This is a genomic window from Arthrobacter burdickii (genome assembly GCF_030433645.1).
GTDB lineage: Bacteria > Actinomycetota > Actinomycetes > Actinomycetales > Micrococcaceae > Arthrobacter_D > Arthrobacter_D burdickii.
In genome coordinates this window covers 3,068,309-3,085,630 of sequence record NZ_JAROCG010000001.1, presented here as the reverse complement: position 1 = coordinate 3,085,630, position 17,322 = coordinate 3,068,309, and the positions used below count along the sequence as shown (strand labels likewise).

The window sequence follows — 17,322 nt, the reverse complement described above, 5'->3', positions numbered from 1 at the left end:
CCGTAGCCCGCGGATTCGAGGCGTCCGCGCGGTCATGAAGCAGGATGACATGCACCGTGGACCCGCCGGGCGGGCCGGGTAGGATCGATCCAGCGTGCAGGACCCGACCCGCAAGGATGCAGGAGCGTTATGTTCTCGAAGATTCTGGTAGCTAATCGTGGCGAGATCGCCATCCGTGCTTTTCGCGCCGGATATGAGGTGGGGGCGAAGACGGTTGCGGTGTTCCCGCAGGAGGACCGGAATTCGATCCACCGGCAGAAGGCCGACGAGGCGTACCTGATCGGGGTGGAGGGCCACCCGGTGCGGGCGTACCTGGACATCGACGAGATCATCCGGGTCGCCAAGGACGCCGGCTGCGATGCGATCTACCCGGGGTACGGGTTCCTGTCGGAGAACCCGGGCCTGGCCCGCGCGGCGGCGGATGCGGGCATCACGTTCGTGGGCCCTCCCGCTGATGTGCTCGAACTCGCGGGGAACAAGGTCAAGGCGCTAGACGCCGCCCGGGCGGCGGGCATCCCCGTCCTCGCCTCGTCCAGGCCCAGTGCGGATGTGGGCGAGCTGATCGCGGCGGCGGAGAAGATCGGGTTCCCGGTGTTCGCCAAGGCCGTGGCCGGGGGCGGGGGCCGGGGGATGCGCCGGGTGGATACCCGGGAGGCGTTGCCGGAGGCTCTGGAGGCCGCGATGCGGGAGGCGCAGTCGGCGTTCGGGGATCCGACGATGTTCCTGGAGCAGGCGGTCCTGCGGCCGCGGCATATCGAGGTGCAGATCCTCGCGGACGCGCACGGGAATGTGATGCACCTGTTCGAGCGGGATTGTTCGTTGCAGCGCCGGCATCAGAAGGTCATCGAGATCGCCCCGGCCCCGAACCTGGACGAGGGGATCCGGCAGGCGTTGCACCGGGACGCGGTGAAGTTCGCCACGGCCCTGGGCTATGTGAACGCGGGCACGGTGGAGTTCCTGGTCGACACGGTCGGGGAACGGGCCGGACAGCACGTGTTCATCGAGATGAACCCGCGGATCCAGGTCGAGCACACGGTCACGGAGGAAGTCACCGACGTGGACCTGGTCCAGTCGCAGCTGCGGATCGCCGCCGGGGAGTCCCTGGCGGACCTGGGATTGAGCCAGGACACGGTGACGCTGCGGGGTGCGGCCCTGCAGTCGCGGATCACGACGGAGGACCCAGCCAACGGGTTCCGCCCCGACGTGGGACGGATTTCCGCGTACCGCTCGGCCGGCGGCGCCGGGGTGCGCCTGGATGGTGGGACGGTGTATGCGGGGGCGGAGATCAGCCCGCACTTCGATTCGATGCTCGTCAAGCTCACCTGCAGGGGCCGGGACTACCCGGCCGCCGTGACCCGTGCCCGACGTGCCCTGGCGGAGTTCCGGGTCCGTGGCGTGTCCACGAACATCTCCTTCCTGCAGGCGGTGCTGGATGACCCGGATTTCATCGCCGGGAACGTCGCGACGTCGTTCATCGACGAGCGTCCCGAACTGCTCACCGCCCGCATCCCCGCGGACCGGGGCACGAAGCTGCTGACCTGGCTCGCGGACGTGACCGTGAACCAGCCCAACGGGACCCGCCCCGCCCACCTGGACCCCCGGGAAAAACTGCCTGCCCTCCCTGAAGCCGACACCGATGAGCAGCGTGAGAAGCCGCTGGTGGGGAGCCGCCAGCGGCTGCTCGAACTGGGGCCCGAGGGTTTCGCGAAGGCGTTGCGGGAGCAGACCGCGGTGGCGGTGACGGATACGACGTTCCGGGACGCCCACCAGTCGCTGCTGGCGACCCGGGTGCGGACCCGGGACCTGACCGCGGCCGGGGCCAGCGTGTCGGCGCTGACACCGGGACTGCTGTCGGTGGAGGCCTGGGGTGGGGCGACTTACGATGTGGCCCTGCGCTTCCTGGGTGAGGATCCGTGGGAGCGCCTGGACGCTTTGCGCCGGGAAATCCCGGACATCTGTCTGCAGATGCTGCTGCGTGGCCGGAACACGGTCGGCTACACCCCGTACCCTGAAGCCGTCACGACCGCCTTCGTGGCAGAGGCCGCAGCGTCGGGGATTGACATCTTCCGGATCTTCGATGCCCTGAACGACGTGTCGCAGATGGAACCGGCGATCCGCGCGGTGCGGGCGACCGGAACCGCGGTCGCCGAAGTGGCCCTCTGCTACACCGCGGACATGCTCGACCCCGCCGAAACCCTCTACACACTGGACTACTACCTGGAGCTGGCGCAGCGAATCGTGGACGCCGGCGCGCACATCCTGGCGATCAAGGACATGGCCGGGCTGCTGCGCCCCGCCGCCGCCGCGCAGCTGGTGACCGCCCTGCGGGAACGCTTCGACCTGCCGGTGCACCTGCACACCCATGACACCGCCGGTGGCCAGCTCGCCACCCTGCTGGCCGCGGTGGACGCCGGGGTGGACGCCGTCGATGTCGCCAGCGCGCCCCTGGCCGGGACCACCAGCCAGCCCTCCGCCTCGGCCCTGGTCGCGGCCCTGGCCCACACCCCCCGCGACACCGGGCTCGACCTGGGAGCAGTGTGCGCACTGGAACCCTACTGGGAGGCCGTGCGGCGGATGTATGCCCCGTTCGAATCCGGGCTGCCCGGCCCCACGGGCAGGGTCTACCGGCACGAGATCCCCGGAGGCCAGCTCTCGAACCTGAAGCAGCAGGCCATCGCCCTCGGGCTCGGGGAGCGCTTCGAGGCCATCGAGGACATGTACACGGCCGCGGACAGGATCCTGGGCCGGCTGGTGAAGGTCACCCCGTCCTCCAAGGTCGTGGGCGACCTCGCCCTGGCCCTGGTCGGCTCCAACGCCGACCCGGCCGAGTTCCAGGAGAACCCGCAGGCCTACGACATCCCGGACTCGGTCATCGGGTTCCTCAACGGGGACCTCGGCAACCCGCCCGGCGGGTGGCCGGAACCGTTCCGCAGCAAAGCGCTGAAGGGCCGGGAACTCAAACCCCGCGACGCGGAGATCACTGCCGAGGACGAGAAGAAACTCGCCGGCACGCCCGCGGAGCGCCGAAACGCCCTGAACACCCTGCTGTTCGCCGGGCCCGCCCGGGAGTTCACCGCGACCCGCGACACGTACGGGGACGTGTCCGTGCTGGGCACCGCGGACTACCTCTACGGCCTCCAGTCCGGCACGGAGCACGTCATCGAACTCGACCGGGGCGTCCGGCTCATCGCGACCCTCGAAGCCGTGTCCGAGCCCGACGAGAAGGGCATGCGGACCGTCATGTGCACCCTCAACGGACAGATGCGACCCGTCACCGTCCGCGACCGCAGCATCACCAGCGCCGTGAAGACCGCCGAGAAAGCCGACCCCGCCACCCCCGGCCACATCCCCGCACCCTTCGCCGGATCCGTCACCATCAGCCTCACCGAAGGAACCGCCGTCACCGCCGGAGACACCGTCGCGACCATCGAGGCCATGAAGATGGAAGCCAACATCACCACCCCCATCACCGGCACCATCACCCGCACCACCTTCACCGGCGTCCAACCCGCCCAGGGCGGAGACCTCCTCCTCGTCATCACCCCCGCCTGACGGCCTCCCGCGCCCGCCTGCCCACCGAGGGGACGGGCGGGCGCGGCTAGACTGCGTCGTGTGACCCACTACGACCTCGCGATCATCGGCTCCGGCTCAGGGAATACGCTCATCTCGCCCGCGTGGGACGACCGGAAGGTGGTCCTCGTCGAGGGCGGTACCTTCGGCGGTACCTGCCTCAACGTGGGGTGCATCCCGACGAAGATGTACGTCTACCCCGCCCAGCAGGCCTCGGCGCCCGCGGAGGCGTTCCGACTCGGAGTGGACCTCACTCTCGACGGCGTGCGCTGGAGGGACATCCGGGACAGGATCTTCACCCGGATCGACGCCATCTCGAGTGGCGGGAGGGACTACCGCGCGGACGAGCTCGAGAACGTGACCTTGATCGAGGAGTACGTGCGGCTCACGGGGGAGAAGTCGTTCGAGACTCCCTCGGGCGATGTCATCACCGCGGACCAGCTCGTGATCGCGGCGGGTTCACGGGCAGTCCTGCCCGAGATCCCCGGCATCGCCCTGCCCCAGGTCCACACCTCGGACACCGTGATGCGCCTGGACGAACTACCCCGCCGCCTGCTGATCGTCGGCGGCGGATACGTCTCGGCGGAGTTCGCCCACGTGTTCGGCGCCTTCGGGACCGATGTCACCATCGCCGTCCGCTCCGGCGGCATGCTCCGGCATCTCGACGGGACCGTGTCCGAGGCCTTCACGCGCCAGGCCGCCCACCAGTGGGACCTCCGGTTGGACACCGACGTCACGCAGATCGTTGCGAACGACGACGGCAGTGTGACGGCTCGCCTGAACGGGCCGGCCGGTCCGACGGAGATCGAGGTCGACGTCGTCCTCATGGCCGTCGGGCGCACGCCCAACACCGACAGGATCGGGGCAGCGGACGCCGGCCTGGACCTGCACGACGACGGCCGCCTGGCCGTGGATGAGTACCAGCGCGTCCTCCGCCACGGGGAGCCCGTCGAGGGGCTGTGGGCGCTCGGCGACGTGAGCAGCGCGCACCAGTTGAAGCATGTGGCGAACCACGAGGCGAACGTCGTCGCGCACAACCTGCTGCACCCCGACGCCCTCCGCGCCAGCGACCACCGTTTCGTGCCCGCGGCGGTGTTCTCGCACCCGCAGGCGGCCTCCGTCGGCATGACGGAGGAGGAGGCCCTCGCCCATGCCGAGGCGTCGGGAACCCTGATCGTCACCGCCGTCCAGCACTACGGCTCGACGGCGTACGGGTGGGCGATGGAGGACACCCAGGGCTTCGCCAAGCTCATCGCCGAGCAGTCGACAGGGCGCATCCTCGGCGCGCACATCCTCGGCCACGAGGCCTCGATGATCATCCAGCCCGTCATCCAGGCGATGTCCTTCGGCCTCGATGCGCACACCATGGCCCGGGGCCAGTACTGGATCCACCCGGCACTCACCGAGGTGGTCGAGAACGCGCTGCTGTCCCTTCGGACCGGCTGACTCCTCCGGTGCCTCGCCCCGGGGGCGAGGCACCGCGTCCCTAGACCGTGGCCCGCGCGTAGATCGACTCGACGACGTCCGAGTAGTCCGTCAGGACCTGCGCGCGCTTGATCTTGAGGGACGGTGTCAGGTGGCCGGTCGCCTCCGTGAAGTCGGTCGGGACGATCCGGAACACCTTGATGGCCTCCGCGCGGGACACCGTCGTATTGGCGCTGTCCACGAGGTCCTGGATCTCGGCGAGGACCGCCGGATGCCCGGCGGCCTCGGCCGTCGTGGTCCCGGCCGGCAGGTGGTGCCGCTCGAGCCAGCCGGGCAGCGCCTCCTCGTCGAGCGTGATGAGCGCCGAGATGAAGGGGCGCTGGTCGCCGAGCACGACGCACTGGGAGACCAGGGCGTTCGACCGGATGGCGTCCTCCAGCATCGCCGGGACGACGTTCTTCCCGCTGGCCGTCACGATGATCTCCTTCTTGCGGCCCGTGATGCGGAGGAAGCCGTCGTCGTCGAGTTCGCCGATGTCGCCGGTTCGGAACCACCCGTCGACGAAGGTCTCGTCGGTGAGGTCGGGTCGGTTGAAGTAGCCCTTCATGACGCAGACACCCTTCGTGAGGATCTCGCCGTCGTCCGCGATCTTCACGGCATTGCCGGGGAGCGGAGCGCCCACCGTGCCGATCCTGACGCGCTTCGGGGTGTTCACCGTGATGGGGGCGGTTGTCTCCGTCAGCCCGTAGCCCTCGAGCACCAGGAGTCCGATGCCGTGGAAGAAATGGCCCAGCCGGTCTCCCAGGGGTGCGCCGCCCGACACCGCGTACTGCACGCGCCCGCCCATGGCGGTGCGGATCTTGCCGTAGAGCAGCCGGTCGAAGACGGCGTGCTTCACTCGAAGGCCCAGCGGGATCCTGCCGGCCTGCTCGGCCTTCGACCAGGCGATGGCGACGTCGGCCCCTGCGTGGAAGATCTTGCCCTTGCCGCCGTCCTCGGCCTTCAGCATCGAGTTGTTGTACACCTTCTCGAAGACGCGCGGTACGGCCAGGATGAACGTCGGCTGGTAGCTCTGGAGGTCCGGGAGCAGGTTCTTGACGTCGGGGGTGTGGGCGACGGTGGCGCCGGCCGCGACGCACAGCACGGAGATGAACCGCGCGAAGACATGTGCCAGGGGCAGGAACATGATCGTCTGGGCGCCCTCGTCCACCACTTCGGGAAGGGCGGCAGCGGCGTTCTCGGAGAGTTCCACGAAGTTGCCGTGCGTCAGCTCGCAGCCCTTGGGTTTTCCTGTGGTGCCGGAGGTGTAGATGATCGTCGCGACGTCGTCGAGACCGGCGTAGGCACGCCGGTCGGAGAGGGTCTGCTCGTCGGTCCCGGCGCCGGCGGTCCGCAGCGTGTCGAGCCCGTCGCCGTCGAACTGCCAGACGTGCTGCACCGACCCGATGGTCCCCAGCGCCACCGCCTGGCGGACCACGTCCTCGTGGCGGGCTGATTCGACGAAGGCGCCGACGGCCCCGGAATCACCGAGGATCCACGCGACCTGCGCGGGGGAGGAGGTCTCGTAGACGGGAACCGAGACCGCGCCCGCGAACCAGATGGCGAAGTCGGCCAGCGACCACTCGTACCGCGTGCGGGCCATGATCGCCACGCGGTCACCCGGCTGCACGCCCGACGCGATCAGGCCCTTCGCGACGTCCTCGACCTGCCGGCGGAACTCCGTGGCCGAGATGTCCTGCCACTCGCCCGATGCGCCCTTGACGGCGAACAGCGCCGGATCGGAGGGCTTCGCCGCCTGCCGGACGACCAGGTCCGTCGTATTGGTCCGGCGGGGGACGTCCACGAGGACGGGAACGCTGATGTCGCGCACGATAACTCCTTTGGTATCACCTTGACCGGTCTCTTCAGCCTATAGGGTTACCCGCTCGAATTACTGTCCAGTACTGTACGAATCGGTAACGGCGGCGCGTCATCGCGCAGCACACGACGAGGAAGGGACCGCATGCCGATCATGCCCGAGGCGGCCGGCCCCCATGCCCGTCGGCTGCGCACGGAATATGGTCTCGCGTGGCGCGGCAACGGCCCGCTGACGGCACGGGCCGCCCGCAGCACCTTCCCCAATCCCGCACGGCGCGGCCTCTCGGTCGGCATCGACATCGGCGGGACGAAGGTCGCAGCGGGTGTGGTCGACGTCCACGGGCAGATCCTCGCCGAAGCGCGCCGCGCGACCCCGGGCCAGGACCCGCGCGCGGTCGAATCCGTGATCACCGACCTCGTCCGGGAGCTGTCCGCGGACTACAGGGTCCGTTCGATCGGCATCGGAGCGGCCGGGTGGATGGATTTGTCCAACAGCACGGTCCTGTTCAGCCCGCACCTCGCGTGGCGCAACGAGCCGCTGCGGAGGAACCTCGAGAAACTGCTCCGGCGGCGCGTTACGGTGGTGAACGACGCCGACGCCGCCGCCTGGGCCGAGTGGCGGTTCGGCGCGGGCCGCGGTGAATCCCGCCTCGTCTGCGTCACCCTCGGCACCGGCATCGGGGGTGCGATGATCCTGGGCGGGCGCGTGGAGCGCGGCCGGCATGGCGTCGCGGGGGAGTTCGGACACCAGATCATCGTGCCCCAGGGCCACCGCTGCGAGTGCGGCAACCGCGGGTGCTGGGAGCAGTACGCCTCGGGTAACGCGCTGGGACGCGAGGCCCGGGAACTCGCCGCAGCGAACTCCCCGGTGGCCCAGGCGGTCATCGCGGCGGCCCAGGGTGACAGCGCGGCCATCACGGGCGCGCTCGTGACCCGCCTCGCGATGGAGGGCGACCCGGCGTCGCGCGAGCTGGTCGACGACGTCGGGCAGTGGCTGGGACTGGGGTTGGCCAACCTGGCTGCCGCCCTGGACCCGGGGACGTTCGTCATCGGAGGTGGACTGAGCGCGGCCGGCGACCTGCTGCTCGAGCCTGCTCGGCGGGCTTTCGGAAGGAACCTGACGGGCCGCGGTTTCCGCCCGGCCGCACGCATCGAACGCGCGGCCCTGGGGCCCGAGGCCGGACTCATCGGAGCGGCGGACCTGTCCCGCCTGCTCTCCCGCAGCGGAACCTGACCGGTCGCCGTCCCACCGCGGGCAGCGCTAGACTTCCGCGCCGTCGTCCCCGATGTCGCGGTTCTTCGGCAGCTTCGTCACGAGGTAGCCGGCACCCGCGAGGAAGAGGGCCAGGACTCCGAGCGTGGCCGCCAGTGGCGCGTTCCGCCAGAACATGGCGAACAGGAGGAGCAGGATGGGCCCGCCCGCCGCTCCGATCCAGGCCAGGACCGTCAGGGGATCGCCCGAGCCGAGGGGCGGGGGCTCCTCCGGTGTGAAGCCCTCGTCGTCCTCCGGCTCGACGGGCTCGGAGTCCCGCGGCCCGCTGGGACGGAAGGGCTGGTTGCGGAAGATCGCGTCGGCACGCTCGCGGTCCGTCGGTCCGGCGGCGCCCGAGGCACCGGATTCGCCGCGCGCGTCGGTCCGTTCCCGTCCGGCGCCCCCGTCCGGATCCGTCCGTTCGGCGGCGGAGGAGCCGGACGCGTTCGGGGTGGGGGGATCCGCGGAGGTTCCTTCCAGGCGCGCCACCAGGTCCTGCCAGACTGCGTCATCCGTGGATTCGTTCGGTTCCTGACCTCGGGGGCCCATACGTTGCTACCTGCCGTTGCGTGCTGCGGCCCGGGTTCGGAGGGTATCCGGCCGGCGTCCTGGAAATCAGAGGGCGTGCTGATTCAATCGTGGACATCCGGCGCCCCTACGTCAACAGGCCGCTTCCCGGCCGGTCATGGCGTCCGGACTGCCGCCCCGAGGGGGCGGCGTCCGGAAGATCGCCGCCGTCGAAAGGCCTCGGCGCCCTTAGAGTAGGCTTCCACAGGAAAAAGCGGGCGGCATGCCGGATGCCGCACCGTCCATGCAGGGAGGCTGGCAGCGTGTTCTATTGGGTGATGAAGAGGATCATCGTCGGTCCGATCCTCAACCTCCTCTTCCGGCCGTGGGTGAAGGGTCTCGACAACATCCCCTCGTCCGGACCGGCGGTGATCGTCAGCAACCACCTGTCCTTCTCCGATTCGATCTTCCTGCCGATCGTCGTCCCGAGGCCCGTCGTCTTCCTCGCGAAATCCGAGTACTTCACGGGCAAAGGAGTCAAGGGCAGGCTGACCGCCCTCTTCTTCCGGTTGTCGAACCAGTTGCCGATGGACCGCTCGGGCGGCGCGGCGTCGTCGTCCTCGCTCACGGCGGGCATGGACATCCTGAACGAGGGTGGCATCCTCGGCATCTACCCGGAGGGGACCCGCAGCCCCGACGGACGCCTCTACCGCGGCAAGACGGGCGTCGCGAAGCTGGTGCTGGCCACGGGCGTGCCGGTGATCCCCGTGGCGATGATCGGGACGGACAAGGTGCAGCCCATCGGCCGCCGCATCCCCAACATCCGCCGCGTCGGCATCATCATCGGTGAGCCTCTCGACTTCACCCGGTACGAGGGACTGGAGGACGACCGTTTCGTCCAGCGGTCCGTCACCGACGAGATCATGTACGAACTGATGCGCCTGTCCGGGCAGGAGTACGTCGACGCCTATGCGAGCACGGTGAAGGAGCGCCTGGCAGCGGAGAAGGCAGCAGGCCGCAAGACGCCGAAGCCCGGAGCCGACAGTCGCCGGGCCGCCGTGCGGATCTCGAGCGACCCCGCCGGTCCGGCGCCGGGTACGGTCACGGAGATCGGCCGGGCCGCTCCGGCGGACAGGGCGACGCCGGCGGACGACGGGGAAGCCGGAACCGAAGCGGTGTGACGCTGCCGCCGGAGCGGCCCGGCCGGCTGTATGACATCGCGCTAAGCGGCGATGACAGGCCGAATCGGGGGCCGGGCTCGCAGCCAGTAGAATTTCCGTGTGACTGATTCACTAGCTCCCGTCCTTCCGCGCATCGCGGCTCCTGCCTCGTCCCCCACCGCCGGCCTCGATGCCTGGCGTTCGATGACCGCAGTCCAGCAGCCCTCGTGGCAGGACCCGGATGTCTATACGGCGTCGGTCAAGGAACTCTCGAGCCTCCCGCCGCTGGTCTTCGCCGGTGAAGTGGACGTGCTGCGTGAGCGGCTCGCAGCCGCAGCCCAGGGGAAGGCATTCCTCCTGCAGGGCGGCGACTGCGCCGAGACCTTCGACGGTGCGACCGCCGACAAGATCAGCGCGCGCGTCCGCACCATCCTCCAGATGGCCGTCGTCCTCACCTACGGCGCCTCGCTCCCCGTCATCAAGATGGGACGCATGGCCGGCCAGTTCGCCAAACCCCGTTCGTCCAACGACGAGACGCGCGACGGCGTCACCCTTCCCGCCTACCGCGGTGACATGGTCAACGGCTACGACTTCACGCCCGAGACCCGCGGGCACGACGCGTCGCGCATGGTGAAGGCCTACCATACCTCCGCATCGACCCTGAACCTGATCCGCGCGTTCACGCAGGGCGGGTTCGCGGACCTGCGGCTGGTCCACCACTGGAACAAGGGCTTCATGGCGAACCCCGCGCACTCACGCTACGAATCGCTGGCGCGGGAGATCGACCGTGCAGTGAAGTTCATGGACGCGTGCGGAGCGGACTTCGAGGCACTGAAGCGCGTGGAGTTCTTCGCCAGCCACGAGGCCCTGCTCCTCGACTACGAGCGCGCGCTGACCCGCATCGACTCGCGCACCTCCCTGCCGTACGACACCTCCGCCCACTTCCTGTGGATCGGGGAGCGGACACGGGACATCGACGGCGCGCACGTGGACTTCCTGTCACGCGTGCGGAACCCGATCGGCGTCAAGCTCGGGCCGTCGACGTCGGGCGACGATGCGCTCGCCCTGATCGACAAGCTCGATCCGAACCGTGAGCCCGGCCGGCTCACGTTCATCACGCGCATGGGCGCCCAGAACATCCGCGAGAAGCTGCCCAAGCTCGTCGAGCGCGTGACCGGCTCGGGTGCACAGGTCCTCTGGGTCACCGACCCGATGCACGGCAACACGGTGACCTCGCCCAACGGGTACAAAACACGCAACTTCGACGACGTCATCGACGAGGTGCGCGGCTTCTTCGAGGTGCACAACTCGCTGGGGACCTTCCCCGGCGGCCTGCACGTGGAGATGACGGGCGACGACGTCGCCGAGTGCCTCGGTGGGTCCGACCCGATCGACCAGGACGCGTTCATCGAGCGCTACGAGTCGGTCTGCGATCCCCGCCTCAACCACATGCAGTCGCTCGAGATGGCGTTCCTCGTCGCCGGAGCGCTGTCCAAGCGCTGACCCACCCGTTTCCGTTCAAGCACGGTGCACCGAAGGCGGCTACCCCTGGTAGCCGCCTTCGGTGTCCCGGATGGCTTCGGTGTCCCGGATGGCGGGGCCCCCGATCACGGAGTAGCCCGGGTCAGGTGACGGTGATACGGATCGTCGTCCCTTCGGGCTGGTCGCCCGTCGGACTCTGTCCGGCCACGAGGCCGAGGACGGCGCTGCCGAAGGTGTAGTCCACCTGCACGGTGAAGCCGGCAGCCTCGAGGGCCGCGACAGCCCGACCCTCGGGAAGCGAGAAGACGTTGGGGACCCGGACCATGCGTGGCCCCTTGGACAGCGTCAGGGTGATGCGCGTTCCCCGCTGCACCTCGCCCGAGGGGCTCTGTCCGAGGACGGCGCCGGCGGGCACGGTGCGGCTGTACTCGGCGGCGTCGTCCAGGACCGCCTCCAGCCCCGCCTGCTCCACCGCCGCGACGGCTTCCTGCTCGGGGAGGCCCGTGACGTCCGGGACGGCGACAGGCTCGGGGCCGAGCGAGACGACCAGGTCCACGGCGGAGCCGCGGCGCCGCTCGGCGCCCTGCTCGGGTACCTGCCGGACGATGATCCCTGCAGCCACCGACTCGTCGTACTGCTCCTCGATGGTTCCCACCGCGAAGCCGGCCGCTCCCAGTTCGGCAGCCGCCGTGATCTGCGTCCCGCCGAGCAGGTCGGGAACCCGGAACAGTTCGGGCCCCTTCGACACGATGACGTGGACCCGCTCGAACCGTCGGATCTCGGAGGATGCTGCGGGGTCGGTGCCGATCACCAGGCCCGGCAGCACGTTCTCGTCGAAGACCTCCTCGGTGGACAGCGACGCGATCCCTTCCTCGTCCAGTGCGGCCCGCGCCGTTGCGAGCGGGACGTCGGCGACGTCCGGCAGTGAGACAACACCTCCCGGGCCGGCCCCGAAGAACCAGCCGGCCGCGGCGGCGAGGCCCGCGAGGAGCACGAGGAGGACCACGAGCAGCCGCACTGAGCGCCGGGCAGTCCGTCCGTGCAGTGTGTTCTGCGGTCGTTGGGCCTGCCGCGCCTGCTGCCTCCTGGACGGCGGGCGGACGGTGCTCCCCGTCCTGCCACCCGTGGGACGGGCGCCGGTGGATGCTGCGGAGCCGTGGCGGTGCTGTTCGTCGGCAGGGCCGCCCTCTCCGGGACCGTCGTCGAACCCGTCCTCGTCGAACCCGTCCTCGTCGAAGCCCTCCTCGTAGACCCCGTCCTCGTCGAAGCCCTCCTCGTCGACGCTGCTGCCGAGGCGGGTGCCCTCTGCGGTCCTGCGCGGGATCCCACCGGCAAACGCGCCCGTGCCGGATGCGGCGGGCGGCGAGGACGGCATCGGTGGCACTGCCGGCACCGCGCCGAACACCCTCGTGGAGTTGGAGTCCCGGCGGATCACACTGGTGGCGTTGTCGTGGGCTGCAAGCGGCAGCACGTCCGTCGATCCCGGCGGGGAGGCAGCGTCGTCGCCTCCGAGGTCACGCCGGGAGAGCGCCTCGGTCCGCCCGTCGTCCGGGAGCCGCGGAACCACCGTCGCCGTGAGCTGGTCCTGGTGGAGCGCAGGGGAGGGGGCAGCTGCGGGCGCGAAGTCGAGTTCTTCGTCGGTCAGGGTCTGCCGGATGTGGCGCAGTTCGCCGAGCAGGGCCGAGCCGTCGACCGGGCGGTCCTCCGGGTCCCGCGAGGTGCACCACTGGACGAGCTCGTCGATGTCCGGCGCCAGTCCGGGGAGCAGCACGGACGGGGCGGGCACCTCCGACTGCGCGTGCTGGATCGCCACCTGGATGGGCGTCTCGCCCGTGAAGGGCTGGTGGCCCGTCAGGAGTTCGAAGAGCAGGACGCCCGTCGAGTAGATGTCGCTCTGGGCTTCCGCCGGCCTGCCGAGCACCAGCTCGGGGGAGAGGTAGGCCGCCGTGCCGACGAGGGTGGCCGTTCCTGTGGTCGCCGACACCGCGCGTGCGAGGCCGAAGTCGGCGATCTTCACCTGCCCGCCATCGGACAGGAGGACGTTCTCCGGTTTGACGTCGCGGTGGATCAAGCCGGCCTCGTGGGCCGCCGCGAGCCCTTCGACGACGGCATCCAGCAGGTCCAGCGCACGGCGGGGAGGAAGGCGGCCGTGCTCGCGCAGCACATCCCGCAGCGTCCTGCCGGGGACGTACTCCATCACGAGGTAGGCGACCGCCTGGCCGCCGATGGTGTCCACGCCCTGGTCGAGGACTCCGACGACACGGGGATGGGACAGGCGCGCGGCCGACTTCGCCTCCTGCTCGAAGCGGTCGACGAAGCCCGGCTCGTCCGCGAGGTGCGGATACAGGACCTTGAGCGCGACGCGGCGGTCCAGCCGGCGGTCCGTCGCCAGGTAGACGGTGGACATGCCGCCGCGGGCCAACCGCGACTGGACGACGTATCGCCCGTCGACGGTCGCGCCCTCGAGCGGATCCTTCCGTTGCTGGTGCACCATCCGATACTAAGCGCGCGCGGCAGAAGGGGCGGGACCACCACGCGATCCCGCCCCCGTACCATCCCGCATTCCACCGGCGCGCGGTAGGACCCGTGCCTGCCGGGCGCCGCCGGGCCGAGGAGTGGCCGGTCCTACCGGAAGTTCTTCTGGTGGGCCTTGATGGACGCGACGTACTGCTTGGTGTCCTCGAACATCCCCCGGGTCTGCACCGAGTACTGGCCCTGGTAGTACGAGGCGATGGCGATGTCCAGGGACGGGCTGGTGCGCACCAGCGAGCGGATGATCGCGATGCCCGCCGTCGCGTTGTCGTACGGATCGAGGAGGTTCAGCTTGCGGCCGACGAGGTCGCTCGCCCACTCCCCGGAGGAGGGGATGACCTGCATCGTGCCGATGGCATTCGCAGGAGAGACCGCCCGCTGGTTGAACCCCGACTCCTGGTGGGCGAAGGCGAGCGCGAGGCTGGGATCGACGCCCATGGAGCGGGCGGTGTCGGCGACGATCTGCTTCATCTCCGCGGGCGAGGGCGCGGGGAGTGAGTTGAGCAGTGCCTTGTTGGCGTTCGCGTCGGCAACGACCCTGTCGGGGTAGGTGTAGCCGAGGAAGGTCGAGGGGACGAGGTCGGAGGGAGCGGGAGCCGGAGCCGCTGTGGTGTCCTTGCCCGGGAGGATGAGTTTCTGCCCGGGGTAGATGACCGTGGCCGTCGTCATCCTGTTGGCAGCGAGCAGGGCCGAGAGGCTGACACCGTTACGGGATGCGATGGCACCGAGCGTGTCACCGGCCTTCACCGTGTAGGAGGCGGGTGCGGGTGCGGGTGCGGGCTGGGTCGCCTTCGGCGGCGTCGGCTGGGTGGTGACGGCGGTGAGCTTGAGCGTCTGCCCCGGGTAGATGGTCGAGGTGAGCGAGAGGTTGTTGGCCGTGAGGAGGCTCTGCAGGCTGACACCGTTGCGGGCGGCGATGGCGCCCAGCGTATCGCCGGCCTTGACCGTGTAGGTACTGACAGCGGGCGCGGGCGCGGGCGCCGGCTTGACGGGCGCGGGTGCCGGCTTGACGGGCGCAGGAGCCTGGCTCGCACCCGAGAGGCGGATCTTCTGCCCGGGGTAGATGGTCGAGGTGAGCGAGAGGTTGTTGGCCGTGAGGACGCTCTGCAGGCTGACGCCGTTGCGGGCGGCGATGGCGCCCAGCGTGTCGCCGGGCTTCACGACGTAGGTCGTCCCCGAGGAGGGAGCGGCCGGGGCGGGAGCGGGCGTGGCCGCAGGCGCGCTGCCTGTCAGCCGGATCTTCCGGCCGGGGTAGATGATGGTGCGCGTGGTCATGCCGTTGAGCTTGAGGACCGCGTCCGTGGACAGGCCGTAGCGCTTGGCGATCGCCCCGATCGTGTCGCCCGGCTTGATCGTGTACTCGCTGGGGACGGTCTGCGCCGAGATGGCGATGTTCCGTGCCGGTACCTGGCCGGCGACGAGGGCTGCAGGCACGACTGCACGCGACGGAAGGGTCACTGCCGCTGCTGCGAAGTGCCGGGCGGAGGATGTCTGCGGGGCGGGGGCTGCCGACGCCGGTTGGGCGAGGGCGACGGAAGAGAGAATCACCGCGGGCAGGGCGGCGGTGGTCACGGCGACGTTCAGGCCGCGCGGGCGTGCGCCGGCAACCTTCCGGCGGTTCCCGTTCAGCGGTGCATTCGATCGCTGGGCAGTCATGTTTCGTTCCTCGTCTGTTGGCGGCTGAGTCCGCGCGGACGCATGTACCCGAAGAGCTGGTCGTGGCCGGGTACCTGCACGTGCTGATGATGCTGGTGAGTTTCCTGTTGATACTGTTACTTGTGTGACTCCTGTGAATCTACACGAAAAAGGGAGTAGCACAAGGGGTGCAGAAAACGCGGAACCCTCCGCCCGGCGTGTCGCTGGGGGAGTGCTCGGGCGTCGGTCGGATCTCCGGCCGGGCTGCGCATGCCGCACGGCCCCTCAAGTGGAGTTGGCTGCCGGAGCATGGCACGCTTGGACGGTGACTGAACTCGAACAACTCGTCCCGGCCTGGCTCAACCTCCCGGAGGTGGCCGAGGCCCTTGATCTGCCGATCACCAGGGTGCACTCGCTCATCAGCGAGCGGTCCCTGGTCAGCGTGCGGATCGGAGAGCGCAACGTCCGCAGCGTGCCCGCCGATTTCCTGGTCGACGGCGATGTCCTCGACAGCCTGCGGGGGACCGTCGTCGTCCTGGCGGACTCCGGCTACGGCGATGAGGACATCATCCGCTGGCTCTACACCGATGACGAATCCCTTCCGGGCCGTCCGATCGATGCGCTCCGCGAGGGGCGGAAGACCGAGATCCGGCGTCGCGCCCAGGCAGCCGCCTGGTAGGAGGTCCTGCCTCGCCGGTGCGGAGGTCCTGCCTCGGGTCGGCCGGCGCTGCGTCTATGCGGTCCGGGTGACCGCCGCTTCCGCCAGCAGGTGCAGTGCGCGCCTGGACACGGCGTCGATCCCGAGCCCGGCCAGAGCCGAGAACGCCTCCTCCGACTTCTCCGCGATGAGTCGCTCGGTGTGGGCCAGCGCGCCGCTCTCGACGATCAGGCCGCGCAGCCTCCCGACTCCGGCGTCGTCCAGGGAGGTGTCGCCGAGCATCGCATTGATCCCGGCGCGGGCCTTGCTCCCGCTGGACCCCAGGGCGCGCGCAATCAGGAAGGTGCGCTTGCCTTCGCGGAGGTCGTCTCCCGCGGGCTTGCCGGTCACCTCCGGATCGCCGAACACGCCGAGGACGTCGTCCCGGAGCTGGAACGCCTCACCGAGCGGAAGGGCGAAGGCGGAGTAGGCCCGCAGCACCGCGTCGTCCGCTCCGGCCAGCGCCCCGCCGAGCATGAGCGGACGCTCCATCGAGTACTTGGCGGACTTGAACCGGAGGATGTTGAGGGCGCGCTCCTCGGCGACGGCCGGTGCCTGGTCCGGGCCGACGGCCTCCTCCAGGAGGTCGAGGTACTGCCCGGCCATCACTTCGGTGCGCATGCGGTTGAAGATCGTGCGGGCGGCACTGCCCGCGGCATCCGCGCACGAGGCCGTGAAGAGCTCCTCGCTGAAGGCGAGGCAGAGGTCTCCGGCCAGGATGGCCGCCGACACCCCGAAGCGCTCGGGGTCGAGGTGCCAGCCCGCGTCCGAGTGTCGGGCCGTGAACTGCCGGTGGACGCTCGGCCGTCCCCGACGCGTGTCCGACCGGTCGATGATGTCGTCATGGATCAGTGCCGCCGCCTGGAAGAACTCGAGCGCCGTCCCGGCGACGACCGGCGCCGAGGCGGACGGTGATCCGCCCGCAGCCCGCCATCCCCAGTAGCACAGGAGCGCGCGCATCCTCTTGCCGCCCCTCGTCAGGGTGGCGATGCTCGAGATGAGGGGGAGGGACTCGTCGGAGATTCCCGCCAGCACCTCCTGCTGCTCCGTGAGGAAGTCCTCGATCGTCTGCGTGAGCGAGGACCGGAAGCGGTCCTGCTCGGCGGAGACGATGTCGGAGATGGATCCGCCCGTGTCGGGGGTGGCAGGTGCGGACGGCATGGATCTCCCGGGCAGCTCGGCTGGTCGTGGTTCGTCCACTCTAT

Annotated in this window: 11 protein-coding genes; 6 read left to right on the top strand and 5 right to left on the bottom strand. The window is 69.9% G+C overall.

Annotated features, from left to right (window positions below; genetic code table 11):
* Nucleotides 1–129 precede the first annotated feature (129 nt).
* Together P5G52_RS14495 and P5G52_RS14490 are read left to right on the top strand one after the other, a co-directional pair.
* On the top strand, nucleotides 130–3,552 hold the full coding sequence (locus P5G52_RS14495) for a pyruvate carboxylase (RefSeq protein WP_301228508.1): 3,423 nt from the start codon (nucleotides 130–132) through the stop codon (nucleotides 3,550–3,552).
* 60 nt (nucleotides 3,553–3,612) lie between these two features.
* A complete protein-coding gene (locus tag P5G52_RS14490; RefSeq protein ID WP_301228506.1) occupies nucleotides 3,613–5,016 on the top strand; it encodes a mycothione reductase in 1,404 nt (467 codons plus the stop codon).
* A 40-nt stretch (nucleotides 5,017–5,056) separates the two neighbouring features.
* Here P5G52_RS14490 and P5G52_RS14485 read toward each other — a convergent pair whose 3' ends face one another.
* Complete coding sequence (locus P5G52_RS14485) at nucleotides 5,057–6,865, bottom strand: AMP-dependent synthetase/ligase (RefSeq protein ID WP_301228504.1); 1,809 nt, start codon at nucleotides 6,863–6,865, stop codon at nucleotides 5,057–5,059.
* Between the two features lie 141 nt (nucleotides 6,866–7,006).
* Between P5G52_RS14485 and P5G52_RS14480 the strand changes: the two genes are divergently transcribed.
* Nucleotides 7,007–8,086 (top strand): ROK family glucokinase, encoded by a 1,080-nt coding sequence (locus tag P5G52_RS14480; RefSeq protein WP_435868702.1) that lies wholly within the window; start codon nucleotides 7,007–7,009, stop codon nucleotides 8,084–8,086.
* A 27-nt stretch (nucleotides 8,087–8,113) separates the two neighbouring features.
* On the opposite strand, the gene P5G52_RS14475 is transcribed toward P5G52_RS14480, so the two are convergent.
* Nucleotides 8,114–8,653, bottom strand: coding sequence for a hypothetical protein (locus P5G52_RS14475; RefSeq protein ID WP_301228500.1), 540 nt, complete (start codon nucleotides 8,651–8,653; stop codon nucleotides 8,114–8,116).
* A 281-nt stretch (nucleotides 8,654–8,934) separates the two neighbouring features.
* On the opposite strand from P5G52_RS14475, the gene P5G52_RS14470 reads away from it, so the two are divergent.
* Both P5G52_RS14470 and P5G52_RS14465 read left to right on the top strand, forming a co-directional pair.
* Complete coding sequence (locus tag P5G52_RS14470; RefSeq protein ID WP_301228498.1) at nucleotides 8,935–9,792, top strand: lysophospholipid acyltransferase family protein; 858 nt, start codon at nucleotides 8,935–8,937, stop codon at nucleotides 9,790–9,792.
* Between the two features lie 132 nt (nucleotides 9,793–9,924).
* On the top strand, nucleotides 9,925–11,274 hold the full coding sequence (locus P5G52_RS14465) for a class II 3-deoxy-7-phosphoheptulonate synthase (RefSeq protein ID WP_301228834.1): 1,350 nt from the start codon (nucleotides 9,925–9,927) through the stop codon (nucleotides 11,272–11,274).
* A gap of 121 nt (nucleotides 11,275–11,395) precedes the next feature.
* On the opposite strand, the gene P5G52_RS14460 is transcribed toward P5G52_RS14465, so the two are convergent.
* Entirely contained in the window at nucleotides 11,396–13,747 is a 2,352-nt protein-coding gene (locus P5G52_RS14460; RefSeq protein WP_301228497.1) for a Stk1 family PASTA domain-containing Ser/Thr kinase, read from the bottom strand.
* A 131-nt stretch (nucleotides 13,748–13,878) separates the two neighbouring features.
* Nucleotides 13,879–15,441 carry a lytic transglycosylase domain-containing protein gene (locus P5G52_RS14455; protein WP_301228496.1) on the bottom strand — a complete coding sequence of 521 codons (1,563 nt, stop codon included), beginning with the start codon at nucleotides 15,439–15,441 and terminating at the stop codon, nucleotides 13,879–13,881.
* Between the two features lie 304 nt (nucleotides 15,442–15,745).
* On the opposite strand from P5G52_RS14455, the gene P5G52_RS14450 reads away from it, so the two are divergent.
* Nucleotides 15,746–16,099 carry an Rv2175c family DNA-binding protein gene (locus tag P5G52_RS14450; RefSeq protein WP_301228494.1) on the top strand — a complete coding sequence of 118 codons (354 nt, stop codon included), beginning with the start codon at nucleotides 15,746–15,748 and terminating at the stop codon, nucleotides 16,097–16,099.
* Nucleotides 16,100–16,153: 54 nt separating this feature from the next.
* Here P5G52_RS14450 and P5G52_RS14445 read toward each other — a convergent pair whose 3' ends face one another.
* Entirely contained in the window at nucleotides 16,154–17,278 is a 1,125-nt protein-coding gene (locus tag P5G52_RS14445; protein ID WP_301228492.1) for a polyprenyl synthetase family protein, read from the bottom strand.
* Between the last annotated feature and the right edge of the window lie 44 nt (nucleotides 17,279–17,322).

What these genes read in the sequence shown, in the direction of transcription:
- P5G52_RS14475 (WP_301228500.1), bottom strand. Translation starts at nt 8,653, where the DNA reads ATGGGCCCCCGAGGTCAGGAACCGAACGAATCCACGGATGACGCAGTC.
- P5G52_RS14445 (WP_301228492.1), bottom strand. Translation starts at nt 17,278, where the DNA reads ATGCCGTCCGCACCTGCCACCCCCGACACGGGCGGATCCATCTCCGAC.
- P5G52_RS14460 (WP_301228497.1), bottom strand. Translation starts at nt 13,747, where the DNA reads ATGGTGCACCAGCAACGGAAGGATCCGCTCGAGGGCGCGACCGTCGAC.
- P5G52_RS14480 (WP_435868702.1), top strand. Translation starts at nt 7,007, where the DNA reads ATGCCCGAGGCGGCCGGCCCCCATGCCCGTCGGCTGCGCACGGAATAT.
- P5G52_RS14495 (WP_301228508.1), top strand. Translation starts at nt 130, where the DNA reads ATGTTCTCGAAGATTCTGGTAGCTAATCGTGGCGAGATCGCCATCCGT.
- P5G52_RS14455 (WP_301228496.1), bottom strand. Translation starts at nt 15,441, where the DNA reads ATGACTGCCCAGCGATCGAATGCACCGCTGAACGGGAACCGCCGGAAG.